Raw genomic sequence first — 19306 nt, forward strand, 5'->3', positions numbered from 1 at the left:
ATGTTAGCGCACGCAATATTTTTTTATACGTTTTCTTTTATAGCAATTGTTTCTGCTATAATGGTAACAGTATCTAAAAACACCGTTCATTCTGTTTTCTTTTTAATTTTAGATTTCATAAGCATTTCATGCCTATTTATAATGATCGGCGCTGAATTTTTGGGAATGATCATGTTGATTGTTTATGTAGGTGCGGTTGCTGTTTTATTTTTATTTGTAGTTATGATGTTAAATGTAGCTCAACAAAAAAATCAGTGGTTTAGTGCACAGGAAAGTTCAAAACATATACCTATTGGACTAATAGTAAGTGTTATAATATTTTTCGAATTAATAATCGTAATTGGTGGATGGAAATATAAACCTGATCTTGTCTCGGCAATGTCTTTAACAATAGATAAAAATATAACCAATACTCATTCAATTGGTTACGTTCTATATACAGATTACATTCATGTTTTTCAGTTAAGTGGAATGATTTTATTAGTTGCAATGATAGGTGCTATTGTTCTTACATTTAGACAAAGATCTGGAGTTAAAAGACAAAGTTATTTTAGTCAAATATCTCGTGAAAGATCAGATGGTGTTGAATTAATTGATGTTGAGAACAATAAAGGAGTTAAATCTGATGATTAGTATAGGTTTAGGTCACTATCTTACATTGGCTGCAATAATTTTTACTATCGGCATAGTCGGATTATTTTTAAATAGAAAAAATATTATAGTAATTTTAATGAGTATTGAGCTTATTTTATTAGCTGTAAATATTAATTTAGTTTCATTTTCAATATTTTTAAACGATATTTCTGGTCAAATATTCACTCTTTTTATATTAACTGTTGCAGCGGCAGAGGCGGCAATAGGTTTAGCAATTATTGTTGTCTATTATAGAAACTCATCAACAATTGATGTTGAGAAAATTGACAGTTTAAAAGGATAATATGGAATTAGCTTTAATATTTCTTCCATTATTAGCCTCAATAACTTCAGGTTTTTTTGGTAAATATTTAGGTGATAGGAATTCAGAAATTGTAACTAGTCTTTTTGTGTCAATTTCAGCGTTACTTTCAATTATATTATTCTATCAAGTAATTGTTAACGGATATGAAAGTAATGTAGTTGTAGCAACTTGGATTAACTCTGGAACTTTAGATGTTAATTGGTCTATTAAAGTTGATGCTTTATCATCTGTAATGCTTGTTGTTGTAACTTTAGTTTCAGCTTTAGTGCATATTTACTCAATTGGTTATATGTCTCATGATCCGCATAAGCCAAGATTCATGGCTTATTTGTCACTTTTCACTTTTTCAATGCTAACATTGGTTACCTCTGATAATTTTCTTCAGCTATTTTTTGGATGGGAGGGTGTAGGGCTTTGTTCATATTTCTTGATTGGTTTTTGGTTTAAAAAAGAAACAGCAAATGCAGCTGCAATAAAAGCCTTTGTGGTAAATAGAGTAGGTGATTTTGGCTTTGCTTTAGGAATTTTTTTAATCTTTTATTTATTTGGTACTGTAAACTATGTAGAAGTTTTTAATCAAATTCCACAAATTGTTGAAAAAAAACTTTTATTTTTAGGAATGAATGTTGGAGCAATTGATTTAATTTGTATTCTTTTATTCATAGGTGCAATGGGTAAATCAGCACAAATTTTCTTACACACTTGGTTGCCAGATGCCATGGAAGGCCCCACACCAGTTTCAGCTTTAATTCATGCGGCTACCATGGTTACAGCTGGTGTTTTTTTAGTTGTAAGATGTTCTCCAATTTTTGAATACTCACCTCTTACACTAAATATAATTACTGTTGTTGGAATGACTACAGCTTTTTTTGCTGCAACTGTAGCTTTAGTGCAAACTGATATAAAAAAAATAATTGCATACTCAACTTGTAGTCAGCTTGGTTATATGTTTTTTGCGGCAGGAGTAGGTGCTTATAATGTTGCTATGTTTCACTTATTTACTCATGCCTTTTTCAAAGCTTTACTTTTTTTAGGTTCTGGATCTGTAATTCACTCATTTAAAGATGAGCAAGATATTACTCAGATGGGAGGTGTTTATAAAAAACTTCCATATACCTATTTATTTATGATTATTGGAACATTAGCTCTTACTGGTTTTCCATTCTTATCTGGTTTTTATTCAAAAGATGCAATTATAGAATTTGCGTATCTTAAAGGAAATACAACAGGATATTATGCGGCAGGTGTAGGAATTTTGACTGCTGTTTTAACATCAATTTATTCTTGGAGATTAATTTTTAAAACGTTTCATGGAGATTATAATAATAAAAAAATTAATATTAACGAAATGCACGAATCCCCATTAGTAATGCTTTTACCTTTATTTATACTTGCTATTGGAGCTATTTTTGCTGGTTTTTTATTTAAGGATTTGTTCATTGGTAATAGTAGTGGAAATAGTTTTTGGGGAGATTCAATTAAATTTTTAAATCCATTAAGTACAGAACATCCTCCTTTATGGTTTCTTTTAACTACACCAGCACTTGTATTAACCTCCATTCCAATTGCTTATTATTTATTTGTTAAAGATAAAGATATTCCAAATCGAATTGCTCAATCCAATAAACCATTGCATAATTTTTTAATAAACAAATGGTATTTCGATGAACTTTATGATGTTTTGTTCATTAAATTTTCAAAAAAATTAGGAATATTTTTTTGGAAGGTGGTTGATGTTAAAATTATTGATAAATTTGGACCAGATGGAGTTTCTTCATTGATTAATAGGCTATCTTTAAAAGCAAGTAAATTTCAAAGTGGATTTATCTATCAATATGCATTTATGATATTATTAGGATTTTCTGCGTTATTAACATTTTTAATTTTGAATTAATGAATTTTCCAATTTTATCATCTTTAATTTTACTTCCTGTAGTGGGCTCTTTGTTTCTATTATTTTCCAAAGATAAGAATTCTAATACAGGTAAATATGTTGCTTTATTTACATCGTTTGTTAACTTTTTGATTTCTTTATACCTTTGGTATCAGTTTGACCCAACCACTTCTGATTTTCAGTTTGTTGAAGATAGAGAATGGTTAAAGGGAATTATTAATTATAAGATAGGTATTGATGGAATATCAATCTTATTTATAGTTTTAACTGCGCTAATAACACCACTTTGTATAATCTCAGTTAACAATACTGTTAAAGACAGACTTAGAGATTTCCTGATTGCTATCTTAGTAATGGAAAGTTTAATGATTGGTGTTTTTTGCTCTCTTGATCTTGTTATATTTTATTTATTTTTTGAAGCTGGATTAATACCTATGTTTTTAATAATTGGAATATGGGGTGGAGCAAGAAGAGTATATTCAGCATTTAAATTTTTCTTATACACATTACTTGGTTCTGTTTTAATGCTAATTGCTATAATTTCGATCTACTGGATATCAGGAACCACAGATATAACTCAGCTTTATGAACTTGGTATAGACACCAAATATCAAAATTTATTATGGTTAGCTTTCTTTAGTTCTTTTGCTGTCAAAACTCCAATGTGGCCTGTACACACTTGGTTGCCAGATGCACACGTTGAAGCGCCTACTGCTGGCTCTGTTTTGCTTGCAGCTATATTACTTAAAATGGCTGGTTATGGGTTTATTAGGTTTTCTTTAGGACTTTTCCCAGTAGCTTCTGATTTATTTACGCCTCTAGTCTATGCCTTGAGTTTGATTGCTATTGTATACACATCTCTTGTTGCGCTGATGCAAGAAGACATGAAAAAGTTAATAGCGTATTCTTCAGTTGCACACATGGGATTTGTTACATTAGGTATTTTTACAATTACCCAACAAGGTATTGAAGGAAGTATAGTTCAAATGATAAGTCATGGTTTGGTTTCAGCAGCATTGTTTTTATGTGTTGGAGTTGTTTATGATCGTATGCACTCCAGATTAATAGCAACTTACGGTGGCTTAGTTTCGGTTATGCCTAAATATTCTATATTATTTATGCTTTTCACTTTAGCTGCATTAGGCTTACCCGGTACTAGTGGTTTTATAGGTGAATTTTTAATACTAATGGGGGCATTTAAAGATAATTTCTTAGTAGCAGTTATAGCTAGTTTAGGTGTTATTTTTGGCGCCGCATATATGTTGTGGCTATATAGAAGAGTTGTATTTGGAGAGATTAAAAATAAAGAACTTTTAAAAATGCCTGACCTTAATAATTCAGAAAAATTTATTTTGTGGTGTTTAGCAATACCAGTTTTATTTTTTGGATTTTATCCAGAGCCTCTTATTAATACGATTGAAATTTCTGTAAAAGATTTAATAGAGATGTACAATTTTAACTTAAATATGAATATAACAGAGGTACAAAATTAATGGATAATTTAAATTTTATACTACCTGAAATATTTATATCTTTGTCTATAATGTTTTTATTGCTTCTTGGAGTTTATAAAAAGAATAGCTCAAATATTGTTCATAATCTTGCAGTAGGATCTTTACTTATTACGGGTATTTTAATTTTTAATAATCCGTTAGATCAAAATATTTCACTATTTAATGATGGTTACGTTGTGGATAATCTTTCATCATTTATGAAAATACTCACTATTTTAGGAGGTGCATTTGTTTTATCAATTTCAACAAGATATCTCAAAATATTTAAGATTTTTTTAATAGAATATCCAGTTTTAATTCTTTCTTCAATTTTAGGTATGATGGTAATGATCAGTTCAAATGATCTTATGGTTTTTTATATAGGTCTTGAGTTGCAATCTTTAGCTTTATATGTGTTAGCATCATTTAATCGAGATCAATTAAAGTCTTCAGAGTCTGGACTAAAATATTTTGTTTTGAGTGCTTTATCATCAGGATTATTGTTGTATGGATGTTCTTTGGTTTATGGGTTTTCTGGATCAACTAATTTTAATGTTATTGGTGATTTAATGAATTCATCTCATTATGGTTTAACATTTGGAATTGTTTTTATACTTGTTGGTTTGGCATTTAAGATATCAGCTGTACCATTCCATATGTGGGCACCAGATGTGTATGAAGGCTCACCAACTGCTGTCACATTATTCTTTGCAATTGTACCAAAAGTTGCAGCTCTTACGGTTTTCATAAGATTTTTATATATACCTTTTGTTAATATGATCGATCAATGGCAACCTATATTAATATTTTTATCAATCGCCTCTATGATCTTTGGTGCTATTGCTGCAATTGGTCAAAATAATCTTAAAAGGTTGATTGCATATAGTTCAATAGGTCATATGGGTTATGCTCTAGCTGGTTTGTCTACAGGTTCAAACGAAGGCATTCAAAGCTCTATTGTATATATGTCGATATACTTGGTTATGAATCTTGCCTTTTTTAGTTGCCTATTGATGTTAAAGAGAAATGATGCGTACTATGAAACCATTGATGATTTATCAGGGCTATCAAAAAATCATCCAATTTTATCTTTATCATTACTAGCTATCCTTTTTTCATTAGCAGGCATTCCTCCACTAGCTGGTTTTTTTGCAAAATTTTATATTTTTAAAGCTGTCATAGAGCAGTCAATGTACTTTTTGGCTATTGTAGGTCTTTTATCAACGGTAATAGCTGCATTTTATTATCTCAAAATAATTAAGGTTATTTACTTTGATAAAGAAAAGGAAAGTTATGACACAGATCATAATATTTGGCTAAAAGGATCCCTGACTTTTTCAACATTATTAATTCTCTTATATTTTATTTTTCCAAGCAAATTAGTGGAAATTGTATCTAGAATTAATATTATTTAATGAAATTAAAAAAGTTCAATTTTAAAACTGTAAATAGTACTAACGATCTAGCTATACAAATAATTAAAAAAACCAATAACAAATCTGGAATTATAATTGCTGAAAAGCAAAAAAAGGGAAGGGGTCAATATGGAAAAAAATGGACTTCTTTTAAGGGAAATTTATTTGTTAGTATTTTTTTTAAAATTAACAAAGTCCAATTATCATTGAAAGATTTGACAAAAGTTAACTGTCTTTTAGTTAAAAAATTATTATCAAAATTTTATAATGGTAAAATTATAATTAAAAAACCAAATGATTTGTTAATAAATAAAATGAAAATTTCAGGTATTTTACAAGAAATATTAATCAAATCTGGTGAAAAATTTATTGTTGTTGGAGTGGGTATAAATTTGACCAAGAGTCCAATTATAAAAAACTATTTAACTACAAATTTGTTTGACTTAACTGGAATCAAAATTACATCTAATTATGCCGCTTTAAGGTTAAAAAAAATTTATGAAACTTTTATTCCAATGTTTCCTAAATTTAATATAAAAAACTTAGATAGAAATTTAAAATGATTATTGTTGGTGATATAGGAAATACAGAAACTAAAATTTGTTTGGTAAACTCTAAAAATATTATCATTAAACGTGTTACTTTGTTAACAAAAAAAATAAATCACTCCTCACTTAATAAATCTTTACTTGGCCTAAATTTAAAAAATAAATCAATTAATAAATGTTTATTTTGCAGCGTTGTACCAAAAAAATTTAATGCAGTTAAAATCTTTTTTAACAAAGTTTATAAAATTAAGTGTCAAGAACTGAAAAAACTTAAGTTAAATAAATTGATTAAGATTAAAGTTAATTATAAACAAATTGGTTCAGATAGATTAGCAAATGCAATTAGCATCATTAATAACAAGGATAATTTTATAATTTTAGATTTTGGAACTGCAACCACATTTGATGTTCTGATTAAAAATACTTATCATGGTGGCGTTATAGCGCCTGGTGTTAAACTCTCATTGGATACATTAACCGATAAAGCATCACAAATACCAAAGATCAATTTAAAAAAAACAAATAGAGTAATTGGATTAAACACTATTAGTGCTGTTAGAGCAGGTTTTTTTTGGGGATATGAGGGTTTAATTGACAATATTGTTAATTTAATTAAGAAAGAGACTAAGATGTCCTTTAAAATTATTATTACTGGAGGATTTTCTGGTTTATTCAAAAATTCAATAAAAAAGAAAGTTACATTAAATAAAGACATAACAATTAAAGGCCTAATCAGAGCCACTACTTTAATTAAATAAATATGAAAGATGAATTATTATTTTGCCCTCTAGGAGGGTCCGGTGAAATTGGTATGAATATGAACCTATTTGCCTACGGTAAACCTGGTGAGCATAAATGGATTATGGTTGATATTGGGGTTACATTTGCTGATGATACTTTACCCGGCATTGATCTTATTTACCCAGATCCTGGATTTATTGTTGATAAAAAAGATGACCTTTTAGGAATTATTTTAACTCATGCACATGAAGATCATATTGGTGCGATCGCACATCTTTGGCCTCAACTTAAATGTAAAATCTTTGCAACTCCATTTACTGCAGTTTTAATAAAAGAAAAATTTAAAGAAAAAAATATAGATGTAACCAAGTTTCTCAAAATAGTTCAATTAAATGGAACGGTAAATTTAGATCCATTTAAAATAGAATATATAACTCTAACTCACTCAATCCTTGAACCCAATGGTCTTAGAATTGAAACTCCTGCAGGTGTAATACTGCATACTGGTGATTGGAAGATTGATCCTGAGCCACTTATTGGTGAAAAGATCAATTCAGATAGACTTAAAGAAATTGGTAATGAGGGTGTGCTTGCTATGATTTGTGATTCAACAAATGTATTTAGCATGGGTAAAGCTGGTTCAGAGTTAGATGTTAGAAAAAGCTTATTAAATATCATGGGTAGCCTTAAAAAAAGAATTGTTATGGCTTCTTTTGCATCGAATGTTGCACGTATGGAAACAGCTTTTTATTGTGCAGAAAAAACTGGTAGACAAATATCTTTAGTAGGAAGGTCCATGCATAGAATATTTAAAGCAGCAAGACAATGTGGTTATTTAAAAAATGTTATTGAACCTGTCGATGCGCGTGATGCAAAAAAAATTGCTAGAGAAAAAATAGTTTATCTTTGTACAGGTAGCCAAGGGGAACCTATGGCAGCACTAATGAGAATTTCTAGTAATACTCACCCAGATGTATTCATTGAAAAAGATGATGCTGTTATTTTTTCTTCAAAAATTATTCCAGGTAATGAGAAAAAATTGTATAAATTACAAAATCAACTAGTTAAAGATGGTGTTGAAGTTATTTCAGAAGAAAGCGAATTTGTTCATGTTTCTGGACACCCCAATAGAGATGATCTTAGAGAGATGTACGATTGGGTAAAACCTCAATGTGCAGTTCCTGTTCATGGTGAACACAGACATATGATTGAACATATGAAGTTTGCTAAAGAAATGAAAGTTCCACATCCTGTTCAAGTTGAAAATGGAGATATTGTAAAATTAGCGCCTGGTAAACCACATGTTTTTGATAAAGCACCAAGCGGTAGACTTTATTTGGATGGTAATATGAGTGTAGAAGAAGATGCTCAATCAATCAAAGATAGAAAAAACATTAGTGCAAATGGATATATGGAGGTTACTATTTTAATTACTGCAAAAGGCAATATCCACAAAAGACCCGTATTAACTTTTAGAGGACTGCCTGTTTATGATGTTGATGAGTTTATATACGAATTAGAAGAAGCAATCGAAAAAACAACTAGAACTTTTTCTATAAAAAGTAAAAAGCAAGAATTTAATTTAATTGATGCTTTAAAAATAACATGTAGAAAATGTGCTAAAGATTTCACTGGTAAAAGACCATTTATCAATATCAACCTAGTAAGAATTTAAATGAGTGCAACAGGTCTTGCTATAATTTATATAATAATTTGGTGGATAGTTTTTTTTACAATCCTTCCAATTGATGTAAATAGACAAAAATCTATCAAAATTGATGGTGAAGACGCAGGTTCTCCTGAAAATCCTAAGATGCTAAAAAAATTCATTTATTGTACTGGTATAACAACAGTTATTTTCGTGATAATTTATTTATTGATAAAATATGAATATTTAAATTTAAGATATATAATTAATTAAAATGTACATTTCAAAGTCATTCATTCCAATATTAAAAAATAACCCATCAGAAGCAAAAATTAAATCACATCAGTTAATGCTAAGGGTTGGTATGATTAAACAATCCTCAGCAGGCATTTATTCATGGCTACCTTTAGGTTTTAAGGTGATGAAAAAAATTGAACAAATAGTAAGAGAAGAACAAAATAAAATTGGTGCCCAAGAAATACTTATGCCAACTATACAGCCCAGTGATATTTGGAAAGAAAGTGGTCGTTATGACGATTATGGTGATGAAATGCTTCGTATTAAAGACCGTCAAGGTAGAGAAATGCTTTATGGACCAACCAATGAAGAGTTAGTTACAGATATATTTAGATCAAGTGTAAAATCTTATAAATCACTTCCTCAATTATTATATCATATACAATGGAAATTTAGAGATGAAGTTAGACCAAGATTTGGAATAATGAGAGGTAGGGAGTTTTATATGAAGGATGCATATTCGTTTGACGTTAATGACGAAGATGCAGCATTCTCGTATAATAAATTCTTTTTCTCATATTTAAAAACATTTAAAAGATTAGAACTTTCAGCAATACCAATGGCAGCTGATACGGGACCAATTGGTGGAAATTTATCTCATGAATTTATTATTTTAGCAGATACAGGAGAAAGTAAAATTTTTACAGATAAAAGAGTTTTTGATTTAGGTAGTGAAGGAACTGTATTGGATAGACAATCCTTACAAGACTTAAGAAAAAAATATGAACAATATTACGCTGTAGCCGATGAAAAATTTAATAAAAATGAATTTGAAGAAAAAGTGTCAGAAGAAAATAGGTTAATTACAAAAGGTATAGAGGTAGGTCACATTTTTTATTTTGGAGATAAATATTCAAAAGCTTTAAATGCAGCTGTAGATCTCCCAGGTGGCAAAAAAGATTTTGTTAAAATGGGATCTTATGGAATTGGTGTATCAAGGCTAGTTGGAGCAATTATAGAAGCTAAATATGATCAAAAAGATGAAATAATGAAATGGCCATTTTCTGTAGCACCATACGAACTTGCAATAATACCTATGATTAACAAAAATGATACATCGGCATTAGATAAAGCGAATAAACTTTTTAAACATTTTGAAAGTAAAAATATTGATACAATTATTGATGATATGGATGAAAATCTTTCATCTAAAATCAAAAAATTTAATTTGATAGGTGTGCCTTATCAAATAATTTTAGGAAAAAATTCAGAAGATAATTTATTAGAGTTTAAAGAGATTGGAAAGGATCCTAAAAGTTTAACACTAGATCAAATAACTCAAATTTTAACTGAACAAAAATTAAAAAATTGATTTCTGCATTAGAAAAAGAAATTACACTTAGATATTTAAAAACCAGAAAAAAAGATGGTTTTTTAAATATAATATCCATTTTTTCATTTATTGGAATTAGCCTTGGTGTTGCAGTACTTATTATTGTGATGTCTGTTATGAATGGCTTTAGAAGTGAGTTAATTAATAAGATTGTAGGATTTAATGCTCATGTCACTGTTAAGCCATATGAAACTTCTATTAATTTAGAAAAACTAAATAGTGAAAATCTAAAATTAATTTCAAAAGAATTAATACTTAGTAATTCTGGTGAAGCAATTGTTATTAGCAAAAACTACACAAAGGGTTTAATTTTGAGAGGTTATAGTAGAGAAAACTTTCTAAAACTTGATGTTGTAAAAAAAGGAAACTTAATTGGTAAATCAAACCAATTAACAAAGAATTCAATATCAATAGGTAAAGAATTAAGTTTTAATTTAGATCTTAGTGTAGGAGATAAAGTATCAATAATGTCTCCAGTAGGCATTGAAACAATAATAGGAAGTCTACCCCGGCAAGAAACTTTTATCATTAGATCTATCTTTGATAGTGGTTTAACGGATTTTGATGCAAATATTGCTTTTATAAATTTAGAAACATTGGAAAACTTTTTTAGTTTTAAAAAAGAAGACCGTAACCTAGAAATTTATTTGAACAAACCATCAAATATTGAAGAAGCAAAAAATAAAATTCAAGAAATATTCAAAAATGAATTTGTATATAGTTGGGCTGATATGAATAGCTCATTGTTTTCTGCATTAAAGGTTGAAAGAAATGTAATGTTTATAATCTTATCTTTGATTATTATAGTAGCTGCTTTTAACATTATTTCGGGTCTTACAATTTTAGTTAAAAATAAGACAAGAGATATAGCTATACTCAAGTCCATTGGTGTCTTGAACAAGTCTATTGTTAAAATATTTTTCCTTGTTGGTGTTATTATTGGAACTACAGCAACACTTTTTGGAATTTTTTTAGGTGTAATATTTTCTTTATACATTGAAAACCTGAGAGAATTCTTAAGCAATACATTTAATATTAGCTTGTTTCCTGAAGAGATTTATTTTTTGAGCACAATGCCTTCTGAAATAAACCCAACTTCAATTTTTATAATTTCTCTTTGTTCAATTTTTATAACTATTATCGTTTCAATTTTTCCAGCAATAAAAGCTTCAAAATTAGACCCTGTTAAAGGACTTAAGTATGAATAATTTGATATCATTAAAGAACATATCTAAATCTTTTTCTAACAATAAAAAAATAAATGTTTTAAAAAGAATTAATTATTCATTTACAAAAGGTAAGATTTATTCTCTAGTTGGTCCATCTGGATCTGGAAAGTCTACATTATTAAATGTTTTGTCACTAATAGATAAACCTACCACTGGTTCATTGTTAATTAATAAAACACCGGTAAACTTTAATGAAAATGCAAAAAATGATAAAATTAGATCGAATAAAATTGGTATTATCTATCAACAAAATAATTTACTTCCAGATTTTACAGCATTAGAGAATGTTTATTTAGCTGGTTTAGCTTTAACTAATGATAAAAAAAATTCAATTGAAAGAGCAAAAGAAATTATAAAAACAATGGGCCTTTCATCACGTGAAGCTCATTTTCCATCTGAACTATCAGGAGGTGAAATGCAAAGAATTGCATTGGCTAGAGCACTAATTAATGTACCTGAAATTATATTAGCAGACGAGCCTACTGGCAGCTTAGATCATACTACTGCTAAAGAGGTTTTTAATGTTTTATATAAATTAAAAAATAAAAATAGATTAATAATTTATGCAACTCACAATAGATTTTTTGCTAATATGGCTGATTGCAAATTAGAAATGATTGATGGTAATATAAAAGCTATCAATGCCAGAATTAAATAATCAAAATTTTAATCACTTAAAAATTCATACACAGTATTCAATTTGTGAAGGTGCTATCAAAATTGATAACTTAAAAGATTTTTGTAAAGAAAAAAAAATACCCTGTTTAGGTATTTCAGACACATCTAATTTATGTGGTGCATTAGAGTTCGCTGAAAATATCTCTAAGGTTGGTACACAGCCAATTATTGGCACTCAAATTTATTTTAGATTTGAAGATACAACAGGGCTATTACCCCTAATAGCTCTTAACAAAAATGGATATAAGAGGATTATTGAACTTTCCTCAAGGTCTTACCTTGAAAATGATGCATTATCTGACCCTCATTTAGATGTAAAAGATCTTTTAATAGACACTGAGGGTGTGTCCTTACTTTCTGGAACTATTCAAGGGTTATTCGGTAAACTATTTGAAAAAGGTCGTTTAGATGAAATATCAAAACTATATAGAAGCTTATCATCAAAATTTAATGATAATTTTTACTTAGAAATCCAAAGACATGGTGATCAAAACGAAATTGCTTTTGAAAAATTCAATTTAGAACAATCTTCAAAAATTCAAATACCAATTATAGCTACAAATGAAGTTTATTACTTAACACCTGACATGCACGAAGCTCATGATGCTTTAACGTGCATTGGTTCTAAAACTTATGTTAATGAAAAAAATAGAATTAAATATAGCAATCAGCATTATTTTAAGTCTAATGAAGAAATGTCAAAGCTATTTTCAGATCTTCCTGAAGCTTTAGAAAATAACTTCAATTTACCATTTAAATGTAATTTTAGACCACAGTTTTCAAAACCCGTACTTCCAAATATTAGCTCTGAAAAAGGAGGCAGTGCTGATGAAATACTTAAAAAAGATTCGCTAGACGGATTAAAAGAAAAATTCCTGAAAGTTTTTAAAATTGAAGAAAATAATTTAAAAACAACTGATAAATTTTTGAAATACAAAGACAGACTAGATCATGAGTTAAAAATCATAATCGAAATGAAATATCCAAGTTATTTTTTGATTGTATCTGATTATATTAAATGGGCTAAAAATAACGATATTCCAGTAGGACCTGGTAGAGGTTCTGGAGCTGGCTCACTAGTTGCTTGGTGTTTGTCCATTACGGATGTTGACCCGATTAAATTTAATTTAATATTTGAAAGATTTTTAAACCCTGATCGAGTATCAATGCCTGACTTTGATATAGATTTTTGTGAGGAAAAAAGAGATCTTGTTTTTAAATATTTAACTACAAAATATAAAGATAGTGTTGCTCATATAATTACATTTGGAAAATTAAAAGCAAGAATGGTTATTAGAGATGTTGGTAGAGTATTAGGTCTACCATATGGTTTTGTTGACAGTATTTCAAAAATGATCCCTTTTGATCCTTCTAGACCTCAAAGTCTAACTGAGTGTATTAATAGTGAACCACGACTTCAAAAATTAGTTAATGAAGACCCACGTGTAAAAAAATTAACTGATCTTTCTTTAAAATTAGAAGGTTTAAATAGAAATGTAGCAACACATGCAGCAGGCGTTGTAATAGCTGATAGAAAATTAACAGAAGTTGTACCTTTATACAAAGATGCTGCAGCAGACTTGCTGTTACCATCAACACAATTTGACATGTATTCAGCAGAAAATGCTGGCTTAATCAAGTTTGATTTTTTAGGATTAAAAACTTTAACAGTTATTAATAGAACACAAAAATTGATTAATAAAAAAGTTAAAGATTTCAAAATTGAGGATATTGATTTTGACGATCAAAAAGTTTTTGAACTTTTATCTTCTGGTAACACTGTTGGATTATTTCAAGTTGAAAGCGCTGGTATGCGCGAAGCTTTGTTACAAATGAAACCCAACCATATTGAAGATATTATTGCTCTTGTTGCTCTTTACCGTCCCGGACCTATGAGCAACATACCAATTTACAATGACTGTAAACACGGAAGACAAACACCTGATTATTTGCATCCATTACTTGAGGATATTTTAAAACCTACTTATGGAGTTATTATTTATCAAGAACAAGTGATGCAAATAGCACAAAAACTCTCTGGTTTTACTGCTGGTGAGGCAGATATTTTAAGAAGAGCTATGGGTAAAAAAAAAAGAGCCGAATTAGAAAAGCAGAAACAGGGATTTATTGCTGGTGCTTTGAAAAATGGAATTAATAAAGAAGTTGCAGCTAGTATATTTTTAAAAATTGAACCATTTGCTGAATATGGATTTAACAAAAGTCATGCTGCTGCTTATGCTATAATTTCTTATCAAACAGCTTTTTTAAAAACCTATTATCCTAAAGAGTTTTTTGCAGCATCTATGACAATGGATATTTCAAATCAAAATAAATTGGGCGAATTCCATGAAGAACTAAAAAGAATTAATATTAAAGTTATACGACCCGATATTAATAAGTGCTTTGCAGATTTTCAATTCGATGACAATAATTTTTATTATGCACTTGGTGGAATTAAAAGTGTTGGCTATGAAGCAATATCAAATGTTGTTAAAGAAAGAAATGAAAATGGAGATTTTAAATCTATAAATGATTTTTTAAATAGAGTTAATCCTAAAAATATAAATAAACTTCAATTAGAAGGTTTGGTTAAAGCAGGAGCTTTTGATAATATAGATAACAATCGACAAGCCTTATTTAATTCTATTCCAAATTTTATTTTAAAAACAAAAAATATTTATGAAAACAAAGCAGCAAATCAAATTGATCTTTTTGACTCAGATGAAGAACAAGATAATGAAATAGTTCTAAATATTGAAGATTGGAAGTTTGAGGATCGTTTATCAAGAGAATTTGAAGCTATTGGTTTTTTTATATCTGACCATCCTTTAAATCAATTCAAAGAAATTTTTGATGATTATAAAATTGTCGATTACGCACAATTTAATTTGGATGATACAATAAAAGAGGCAAATATCGCAGCTACACTTTTAAAAATCACTGAAAGAAAAACTGCAAAAGGTAATTCATACGGAGTTATTAAGTTCACTGATTTAACCAGTGTTTTTGAGCTCTTTATTTTTTCAGATATTTTAGAACTTAATAGAGAGGCTTTAGTTGAGGGTAGCTCTTTAATCATAACCTTGATCAAAACCATTTCTAACGATGAAAATAGATTTAAAAGAATAAATGTTCAAAAAATTGCATCTCTCAAGGATCTTTTTAATAAGCCTGTTAACGAAATTGTATTTAATATTAAATCAATTAAAGACATCGATAAAATATCTGATTTAGTGAATGAAGAGGGGACAACTGAGGTAAAAATTAATATAACTGATAAAAACAATGAAATTAGCTTTAAATTGAAAAATAAGCGTCTTATTGACAGGAAAGCTATTAATACTATCAGAAATAAAGATATTTCGACAACTATTCATTAAAAAAGACTTGTTTGTTTTATAAATAATTTGTAAATAACTCTTAAATTAAATTAACACGCACACAGTTTGTGGTTTTATACCTCCGGTCCTTAAATGGAAATTACTGTGGTGGCTTAACCGGGAATAAATATGAAAATACCAAGTCTAACTATCCAACAACTATTAGAAGCAGGCGTTCATTTAGGTCATAAGACCTTAAGATGGAACCCAAAGATGAAAAAATACATTTTTGGAAAAAGAGATTCAATTCACATTATTGATTTAACTCAAACATTAGAATTAACCAATGTAGCTTTAGAAAAAGTTTACAATACGATAGCCAATAATGGCAAAATTCTTTTTGTATCTACAAAAAAACAAGCATCAGAAGCTATTGCTGAAGTTGCAAAAGAAACTGGACAATACTTTGTAAATTACAGATGGTTAGGTGGAATGCTAACCAACTGGGGAACAATCTCAGGATCAATTAAAAAGATGAAAAAATATGAGGCAGATCTTGTAGCTGAAAATAGAGGCTTTACAAAAAAAGAACTATTAAAGATGAGTGTTAAAAAAGATAAATTAGAAAGAGCATTAGGTGGAATTGCAGAAATGAAAAAGGTTCCTGATCTAGTTTTTATTATTGATACTAATTATGAATCTCTAGCTATTGCTGAAGCTTCTAAATTAGGCATTCCAATCTGTGCTATACTTGACAGCAATTCTAATCCTGATGGTATTGATTACCCAATTCCAGGTAACGATGATGCTAGAAGAGCAATTGATTTGTATTGCAATTTAGTAAAAGAAACTATTGAAAATGCAAAAAAAGCTGCTCCATCTAAATCTGAAGAAAAACCAGATGTTGATGATACAAAAACAAAAGAAACTTCATCAAAAACTATTCAAGAGATTGATAGAGAGAAGTTAGATGCTAAATTTTCAAAAAAAGATAAGGAAAAACTAAATTAACATGAGTGATATAGAAAAAGTAAAACAATTACGTGAAGCAACGGGTGCTGGATTTAAAGATTGCAATTTAGCAATCAAAGAATCTGGAGGTGACCTAGATAAAGCTGTTGAAATTTTAAGAGTAAAAGGAATTTCTAAAGCTTCAAAAAAAATGTCAAGAGATGCTAAAGAAGGTGTTATTGCAACTTCAGGTGATGAAAATAAAATATCTGTTATTGAAATTAACTGTGAAACAGACTTTGTTGCTAAAAATGATGACTTCGTATCCTTTGCAAAAGAATTAAGTGAACTGAATAATCAAAATTCATCTGACTTAGAGAAACTCAATAAATCAAAAATGGCAAATGGAGAAACAGTTGAAGATAGCCTTGTTGCATTAATTGCAAAAATGGGAGAAAAGATAACACTTGGTAAAGCTAAAACATTTAGCCAACAAGGTTCTAAAAATTTTAATTATTTACATACTGTAGTTAAAGATAATTTGTCTAAATTATCAGTCATAACTTCACTTGAGACCTCAAACGATAGTGAAGATGTTAAAGCTTTTGGTAAACAACTTTCAATGCATATTGCAGCTTCAAATCCTTTGGCACTAAGTTCAGATTTGATTGATAAAAATCTTCTTCAAAAAGAACAGGATCTTGTTGCAGAAGAGTTAAAAAACTCAGGAAAACCAGAGGAGATTGCACAAAAAATTAGTTTAGGTAAAATGAATAAATTTAAAGAAGAAAATGCATTATTAACACAGGCCTGGGTTATGGAGCCAAAAAAGAAAGTTCAAGATATTATAAAAGAACTAAACATACCCGATTTAAAGATTAACAATTTTCTAAGAATTAAAATAGGTGAATAAATGTTTAATGAAAAAACATATAGCCAAAAGATGGATAAAACCATTGAGGTTTTTCAGAAAGAGTTAACATCATTAAGAACTGGCAGAGCAAATGCCTCGATGTTAGATCTTGTTAAGGTTGATGTTTATGGTCAAGCAATGCCTTTAAATCAAGTATCAAGCATAACAACTCCTGATTCTAGAACTATTAATATTCAAGTTTGGGATCTTAATAATGTGCCACTTGTTGATACTGCAATTAAAAAATCAGAATTAGGTTTAAATCCTCAAATTGATGGTCAATTAATTAGGCTTCCTGTACCAGATTTGAATGAAGAGAGAAGAACAGAGATTAAAAAATTAATCAAATCTATGGGTGAAAAATGTAAAATCTCAATTAGAAATATTAGAAGAGAAGCCAATGATGATTTAAAAAACCTAGTTAAAGACAAAATAATTAGTGAAGACGATGAAAAAATTAATGAGAAATTAGTACAATCATTTACAGATGAACATATTAAAATCATAGATACAAAAGTTGAAGCCAAAGAAAAAGAAATAATGACCATATGAACCCAATTAAACATGTTGCCATCATCATGGATGGAAACGGTAGATGGGGCGTTAAGCATAAACAATCAAGAAATGCAGGTCATAGAGCTGGTTTAAACACAGTCGATCTAATCATTAATCATTGCATTAATCATAAAATTAAGTTTTTAACTCTTTATACTTTCTCTTCTGAAAATTGGAAAAGACCCAAAAATGAAATTTTTTTTTTATTTAAATTATTAGAAAACTTTTTACAAAAAAAGATTAGTAAAATTATTGAAAAAGATATTAAGCTTAAGTTTATTGGTGAATTAAATAAATTACCTACAAAACTTCAAAAATTAGTTAAATTATCAGAAAAAAAAACTTTTAATAAAAAAACGTTACAAGTTAATATTGCTTTAAACTATGGTTCGAAAATTGAATTAGTAAATACCATAAAAAAGATTAAACAAAAAAAAATCACAATAAATGAAAAAAATATAGACAATAATTTGTATACAAAGCGTCTTCCAAATCCTGATATTTTAATAAGAACAGGAAATACCCATAGGCTAAGTAATTTTTTACTTTGGCAACTATCTTACACAGAGATTTTTTTTGAAAAAAAATTATGGCCTGATTTTAAAGGTAAAGATTTTGATAAAATTATAAATAAATTTAAAAATATTAAAAGAAATTTCGGATCAATTTAATGAACTCAAATATTAAAAAAAGAATTTTAACTTCAATACTTCTTATTGCTCTTTTAATAGGAATGTTTTTTTACTCATATATAATGATAATTTCTTTAATTATTATAGCAATAATTTCATGGATTGAATTTTATGCATTAATATCAAAAATTTTTAAAAAAGATATTTTAAAGGATAAATTTTTTAGATTCTCTTATAAAGCTTTATCTTTAATTTATTTATCAGGATTAGTTTATCTAATTTTTACTATTGAATCAGAGAATACTAATCTTAAAATCTACCTTTTATATTCTGTTTTAGTTGCAATATTGTCAGACATAGGAGGGCTTATTTGTGGAAAAATATTTAAAGGAAAAAAACTAACTAAAATAAGCCCAAATAAAACAATTTCTGGATCAATTGGTTCTTTCATGTTCTCTATATTGTTGATCCCCTTTTTTTATAAAGTTCAAATTGATCAATCATTAGTAAATCTTTTTTTAATAACAATCATTATTTCCCTAACATCTCAATTAGGAGATCTATTCATTTCACTTTTAAAGCGCAAAGCAAAAGTTAAAGATACGAGTGATTTGCTGCCTGGCCATGGAGGAGTTTTAGATAGAGTAGATGGAATAATTTTTGCAATACCACTTGGGATTTTTTTGTTTATATTTATTTAG

18 protein-coding genes are annotated in these 19306 nt (G+C 28.5%); all 18 read left to right on the forward strand.

Annotated elements, in window-relative coordinates; all coding sequences use genetic code 11:
• The 18 genes from AC5SL9_RS02480 (at position 1) to AC5SL9_RS02565 (ending at position 19306) form a co-directional block, all read left to right on the forward strand.
• A complete protein-coding gene (locus AC5SL9_RS02480; protein WP_006997027.1) occupies positions 1 to 633 on the forward strand; it encodes an NADH-quinone oxidoreductase subunit J in 633 nt (210 codons plus the stop codon).
• Entirely contained in the window at positions 629 to 937 is a 309-nt protein-coding gene (gene nuoK, locus AC5SL9_RS02485; RefSeq protein WP_026225064.1) for an NADH-quinone oxidoreductase subunit NuoK, read from the forward strand. Before AC5SL9_RS02480 ends, nuoK begins: the two co-directional genes overlap by 5 nt.
• 1 nt (position 938) lies before the next feature.
• Positions 939 to 2852 (forward strand): NADH-quinone oxidoreductase subunit L, encoded by a 1914-nt coding sequence (gene nuoL, locus AC5SL9_RS02490; protein ID WP_494574294.1) that lies wholly within the window; start codon positions 939 to 941, stop codon positions 2850 to 2852.
• Positions 2852 to 4345 (forward strand): NADH-quinone oxidoreductase subunit M, encoded by a 1494-nt coding sequence (locus tag AC5SL9_RS02495; RefSeq protein WP_006997024.1) that lies wholly within the window; start codon positions 2852 to 2854, stop codon positions 4343 to 4345. The genes nuoL and AC5SL9_RS02495 overlap by 1 nt, the downstream gene beginning before the upstream one ends.
• Positions 4345 to 5760: an NADH-quinone oxidoreductase subunit NuoN gene (nuoN, locus tag AC5SL9_RS02500; RefSeq protein WP_271564295.1), complete on the forward strand. Its 1416-nt coding sequence runs from the start codon at positions 4345 to 4347 to the stop codon at positions 5758 to 5760. Before AC5SL9_RS02495 ends, nuoN begins: the two co-directional genes overlap by 1 nt.
• Entirely contained in the window at positions 5760 to 6323 is a 564-nt protein-coding gene (locus AC5SL9_RS02505; RefSeq protein WP_494574295.1) for a biotin--[acetyl-CoA-carboxylase] ligase, read from the forward strand. Before nuoN ends, AC5SL9_RS02505 begins: the two co-directional genes overlap by 1 nt.
• Positions 6320 to 7066 (forward strand): type III pantothenate kinase, encoded by a 747-nt coding sequence (locus AC5SL9_RS02510; protein WP_494574296.1) that lies wholly within the window; start codon positions 6320 to 6322, stop codon positions 7064 to 7066. The genes AC5SL9_RS02505 and AC5SL9_RS02510 overlap by 4 nt, the downstream gene beginning before the upstream one ends.
• A gap of 2 nt (positions 7067 to 7068) precedes the next feature.
• The gene (locus AC5SL9_RS02515) at positions 7069 to 8724 is read left to right on the forward strand and encodes a ribonuclease J (protein WP_006997020.1); all 1656 of its coding nucleotides are present in this window, start codon (positions 7069 to 7071) and stop codon (positions 8722 to 8724) included.
• Positions 8725 to 8970, forward strand: coding sequence for a DUF1467 family protein (locus tag AC5SL9_RS02520; RefSeq protein ID WP_011282023.1), 246 nt, complete (start codon positions 8725 to 8727; stop codon positions 8968 to 8970).
• A 1-nt stretch (position 8971) separates the two neighbouring features.
• The gene (proS, locus tag AC5SL9_RS02525) at positions 8972 to 10306 is read left to right on the forward strand and encodes a proline--tRNA ligase (protein WP_494574297.1); all 1335 of its coding nucleotides are present in this window, start codon (positions 8972 to 8974) and stop codon (positions 10304 to 10306) included.
• A complete protein-coding gene (locus AC5SL9_RS02530) occupies positions 10303 to 11535 on the forward strand; it encodes an FtsX-like permease family protein (RefSeq protein WP_494574298.1) in 1233 nt (410 codons plus the stop codon). Before proS ends, AC5SL9_RS02530 begins: the two co-directional genes overlap by 4 nt.
• The gene (locus AC5SL9_RS02535; RefSeq protein WP_494574299.1) at positions 11528 to 12214 is read left to right on the forward strand and encodes an ABC transporter ATP-binding protein; all 687 of its coding nucleotides are present in this window, start codon (positions 11528 to 11530) and stop codon (positions 12212 to 12214) included. The genes AC5SL9_RS02530 and AC5SL9_RS02535 overlap by 8 nt, the downstream gene beginning before the upstream one ends.
• Entirely contained in the window at positions 12198 to 15614 is a 3417-nt protein-coding gene (dnaE, locus tag AC5SL9_RS02540) for a DNA polymerase III subunit alpha (RefSeq protein ID WP_494574300.1), read from the forward strand. The genes AC5SL9_RS02535 and dnaE overlap by 17 nt, the downstream gene beginning before the upstream one ends.
• Before the next feature lie 129 nt (positions 15615 to 15743).
• Positions 15744 to 16565 (forward strand): 30S ribosomal protein S2, encoded by an 822-nt coding sequence (gene rpsB, locus AC5SL9_RS02545; protein WP_006997014.1) that lies wholly within the window; start codon positions 15744 to 15746, stop codon positions 16563 to 16565.
• Between the two features lies 1 nt (position 16566).
• Positions 16567 to 17418: a translation elongation factor Ts gene (tsf, locus tag AC5SL9_RS02550; protein WP_494574301.1), complete on the forward strand. Its 852-nt coding sequence runs from the start codon at positions 16567 to 16569 to the stop codon at positions 17416 to 17418.
• Entirely contained in the window at positions 17419 to 17970 is a 552-nt protein-coding gene (frr, locus tag AC5SL9_RS02555; RefSeq protein ID WP_494574302.1) for a ribosome recycling factor, read from the forward strand.
• Positions 17967 to 18644 carry a polyprenyl diphosphate synthase gene (gene uppS / locus AC5SL9_RS02560; protein WP_494574303.1) on the forward strand — a complete coding sequence of 226 codons (678 nt, stop codon included), beginning with the start codon at positions 17967 to 17969 and terminating at the stop codon, positions 18642 to 18644. Before frr ends, uppS begins: the two co-directional genes overlap by 4 nt.
• Positions 18644 to 19306, forward strand: coding sequence for a phosphatidate cytidylyltransferase (locus tag AC5SL9_RS02565; protein ID WP_494574304.1), 663 nt, complete (start codon positions 18644 to 18646; stop codon positions 19304 to 19306). Before uppS ends, AC5SL9_RS02565 begins: the two co-directional genes overlap by 1 nt.

Source organism: Candidatus Pelagibacter sp. PS_37 (assembly GCF_059417825.1).